General features: G+C 33.4%; 3 protein-coding genes. 2 read left to right on the top strand and 1 reads right to left on the bottom strand.

The genetic code is table 11. The features are described from left to right. Positions 1 to 113: 113 nt before the first annotated feature. A complete protein-coding gene (locus tag EZ456_RS24925) occupies positions 114 to 506 on the top strand; it encodes a hypothetical protein (RefSeq protein WP_131534918.1) in 393 nt (130 codons plus the stop codon). A gap of 135 nt (positions 507 to 641) precedes the next feature. Then, positions 642 to 1,544, top strand: a complete 903-nt coding sequence (locus tag EZ456_RS24930) for an IS982 family transposase (RefSeq protein ID WP_131534920.1) — start codon at positions 642 to 644, stop codon at positions 1,542 to 1,544. Here the strand turns inward: EZ456_RS24930 and EZ456_RS24935 are convergent. Beyond that, positions 1,531 to 2,034 (bottom strand): hypothetical protein, encoded by a 504-nt coding sequence (locus EZ456_RS24935; protein ID WP_205945173.1) that lies wholly within the window; start codon positions 2,032 to 2,034, stop codon positions 1,531 to 1,533. The genes EZ456_RS24930 and EZ456_RS24935 overlap by 14 nt on opposite strands. Between the last annotated feature and the right edge of the window lie 285 nt (positions 2,035 to 2,319).

Raw genomic sequence — 2,319 nt, forward strand, 5'->3', positions numbered from 1 at the left:
AAAAAAAAATAATAAAGGCATCTGATTTAGATGCCTTTATTATTTATCAACATTTTTAAATATTGCTTTTATTTTAAATAAATATTTACAACATTTGTATAAACATTGTAAATATGAATGATATTGAAGATGCTATTTCTCATGTTAACAGCAAATTAAGCAGAGAAGAATTGATTGAGCATTTTAACTATAAGTTAAGGTTTGCTGAAATAGAGGTTGAATCTTTCAGGAAAATATTGGCTTATCTAAATGAAAAGCCTACTTCTTCTATTAATTTAAAATGGAGAGAAGAAGTTAGACACTGTCTTAATAAGAGAAAATCAATTTTATCTTCAAATGAAATATCAGAATGTGTTTGTATCAGACACAACGTTGAACCTGATAGAAATATTAAACTAAAAATTGCGACTACTCTTTCTAAAATGTTTGATGAAGGTGAGATAGGTCGAAGTGGCAATAACAGAGATTATAAATATGGATTAAAAGAGCTTTTTACAGATAAATAAAAAAGCCCCTGAAGTTTGGCGACCGTCGGGGCTTCTTATACGACATAAATAAAAAACAGCACAGCTGAAAGCTGGGCGCTGCCCTTATTTCTGTACTGCAAAGTACGGTAAATTTTGGGCAATAACAAAATTTACATGCATTGCATCAAGTCAAACTTTGATAAGATTATGCGTGTCCTTAACGATGTTCTGGGCAGTGATATGCCTGCGTTCGGAACATTATTAAGACCTGGCCCAAAAACAAAATTTTCAGATATAGAAATTATAGCATTGTCTTTTGCGGCGGAAGCAGCAGGAGTAATTAGCGAAAACCACTTATTTAACATTTTGAATTCTGATTATAAGACAAGCTTTCCGAATTTAATAAGCAGAAGACAGTATAATGATAGACTGAGAAATCTTTTTCATTTTATAGAAGATATCAGGAAAAAGATGGTTAATAAAATGAATGCATTAACTGATGTTTTTGCTATAGATTCCATGCCGATAGAAATATGTAAGCTCTCGAGAGAGCATAGAAATACTTTAGGAAAGGATCATGCATACGCTCAGCCTGCCAAGGGCTTTTGTGCATCCCAGAATAAATATTTTTATGGATATAAACTTCATGCAGTATGTTCGCCAAGCGGCGTTGTACAGCTTTTTGATTTAGGAAATGCCAAAATACATGATATCCATTACCTAAAGGAAATCGCTCCTAATTTTAGAAACTGTATTATTACGGGGGATCGAGGCTATGTTAGTGATGAGCTTAAAAAACACTTACTCAGAAGGTTTAACATTTCCTTGGAAGTCCCATCGCGTTCTAATCAAAAAGTAAAATCAAAAGTAATTAAACCATTGAGGGTAATAAGAAAGAGGATGGAAACGGTTTTCTCACAACTCTGCTTGCAATTTAAAATGCAGGTTAATCTTGCAAAACAGTTTCTGGGTTTCAAAACTAGGATACTTGCAAAAATAACCTGTATGACAATGCTTCAATACATCAACTATGTATCTGGTAAACCAATTGGTAAAATAAAATCTAGTCTTTCTTGACTTTTTTTGGCTGATCATCCCAAAGAAGATAAGATGTAAACCAGGCAAGGTTACCCGACCAAGCAAGGATCATGAGGCCAAAAATAATGTGCGCTAATGTAGGTTGCTTAAAATACCTCCATGCATGAGAAAAGGAAGTGAGCATAAATCCAAAACATATAATCACATTTCCTATTTTGATTAGTTTTTTTAGGATTTCTATCCGAACCGCCTCATAGGCCATTCCGATAAACATCCCAAAAATTAAAGGCATAAAACGAGATATAAGGATAGCCAACATAGAGACAAGAAGTACAACAAACCAGTTGGTGTTTTTAAGTAATAATCCCAGATCTGTAATACCTTCATCAGAAATCTGGAACATAATCCAATAAACTACAAGTATTGCGATTGATAGAGTCAAGTGTTTAAGAAAACGCATTTTTAAATGTTCTTTGCCTTTAGTCCCTATGCGGCTTTTAAACAAAGAAGCGTGGAACTGAAATCTCATCTGCCTTTAGAGGCTCTGGTAAAGCCGACGACACAAACAAGTTCAGCCCACGCTTTTGACGTAGGCATTAAAACTCTATTCGTGTGCCGTCGATTTGAAATTTACCAGATTTCTAAAGGCAAGAATAAGCTAACGCTTCTATAATTTTTTAGCCAAAAATTTTGGCCAGCACAAATCTATAAAATTCTATTGATTATAAATTATTAAGGATTTCATTGTCAAAAAAAATGCACCCTATTAGGATGCATATAATTATTTTTAAAAATTAATTCCGCCAACAGGTTA

The sequence above is a fragment of the Pedobacter psychrodurus genome (genome assembly GCF_004331735.1).
Classification (GTDB): Bacteria; Bacteroidota; Bacteroidia; order Sphingobacteriales; family Sphingobacteriaceae; genus Pedobacter; species Pedobacter psychrodurus.

What these genes read in the sequence shown, in the direction of transcription:
- EZ456_RS24930 (WP_131534920.1), top strand. Translation starts at nt 642, where the DNA reads ATGCATTGCATCAAGTCAAACTTTGATAAGATTATGCGTGTCCTTAAC.
- EZ456_RS24925 (WP_131534918.1), top strand. Translation starts at nt 114, where the DNA reads ATGAATGATATTGAAGATGCTATTTCTCATGTTAACAGCAAATTAAGC.
- EZ456_RS24935 (WP_205945173.1), bottom strand. Translation starts at nt 2,034, where the DNA reads ATGAGATTTCAGTTCCACGCTTCTTTGTTTAAAAGCCGCATAGGGACT.